This window comes from Aquabacterium sp. UBA2148, assembly GCF_002328915.1.
Lineage (GTDB): Bacteria > Pseudomonadota > Gammaproteobacteria > Burkholderiales > Burkholderiaceae_C > Aquabacterium > Aquabacterium parvum.
Genome location: NZ_DCXA01000165.1, coordinates 3,324 through 4,375, shown reverse-complemented (window position 1 = coordinate 4,375; position 1,052 = coordinate 3,324). Strand labels below are relative to the sequence as shown.

Annotated in this window: 2 protein-coding genes; both read right to left on the bottom strand. The window is 70.3% G+C overall.

Going from position 1 to position 1,052, the window contains the following annotated elements; genetic code table 11:
* Positions 1-697 (bottom strand): endonuclease (locus tag B2W70_RS09255; protein WP_286745069.1); only part of this gene is annotated, 697 nt, incomplete at its 3' end.
* A 7-nt stretch (positions 698-704) separates the two neighbouring features.
* Positions 705-1,052 (bottom strand): NUDIX domain-containing protein (locus B2W70_RS09250; protein WP_286745066.1); only part of this gene is annotated, 348 nt, incomplete at its 5' end.

Here is a 1,052-nt window from a genome sequence, read left to right as displayed (position 1 = left end):
GCCCCAGGAAGCACCAGTTCTTGACCACCAGGTGGTCGCAGGCACCAGGCCGCCTCTCGACCAGGGCCACGGCGCCAGGGTAGGGCCAGCAGCGCAGTTGCCACCGGCCCAGGGCGGCGCCCAGGCGCGCGTCGTGTTCTGCCTGGGTTTCGTGCCCTCGGCACAGCCCGGCGCATTTGCCGATCGCCGAGCGAAAGCACGGGCGGCCTTTGACGGTGTGCTCCAGCCCGAGCGAGGCCAGGCAGAGCCGGTGCTCGTCGGCCAATTCGAGCAACAGGGCATCGGCGCCGTGCTTGCTGGCGAAGGGGCCGTGCAGGGCTGCGGTGGTGGCGAAGTCCACGTCGCGGGCATGCACCACCTCGGGCTTGCCCCCCGTCCAGCGCAAGGCGCAAAGCTGCCGGTTGCGTCGCAGCCGCTGGTTCATCAGGGGCTGCCGGGACTTGATCAGCTGGGCTTCGAGCAGCAAGGCGCCCACTTCGCCGGCGGTGGTGATGTGCTCGATGCGGTGGCTGTGCTGAACCCAGCGTGACTCCTGCGGGTTGCGCAGGTGCTGCTGCACCCGCGAGCGGATGTTGACGCTCTTGCCGATGTACAGCGGCAGGGGGCCGTCGCCCATGAAGAGGTAGACCCCAGGCACGGTCGGCAACGTCGACGCGATGTCGAGCAGGGCCTGGGGGGCGGTGCCGTGTCCGCTCATGCCGTGCTCAGGTCACCAGACCGCCCGCCAGGCGCCGCTCCCCTTGCACCCAGGCGGCGTAGACGCGCACATGGGCGTGCACGCCTTCGTCGAGCGCGGCCTGCGTCAGGGGCATCCACTGCCAGGCTGTGTGCTGCTCGAGGTCGCCCTGGGGCAAGCTGAGCGAGGCCACCTCATCGGGGGTGAGGGGCAGCCACAAGGCCAGGTTGACGTAGTGCGTGGACACATCGGGGTTGAGCGCACTGTCGGGGTAGAAGTGGTCCCAGGCGCCCATCAGCGTGGCGCGGTGCACCGTGGTTTCGGGCAGGCCCAGCTCTTCGGCGGCGATGCGGCGGCGGGCCGCTGCCAGTGGCTC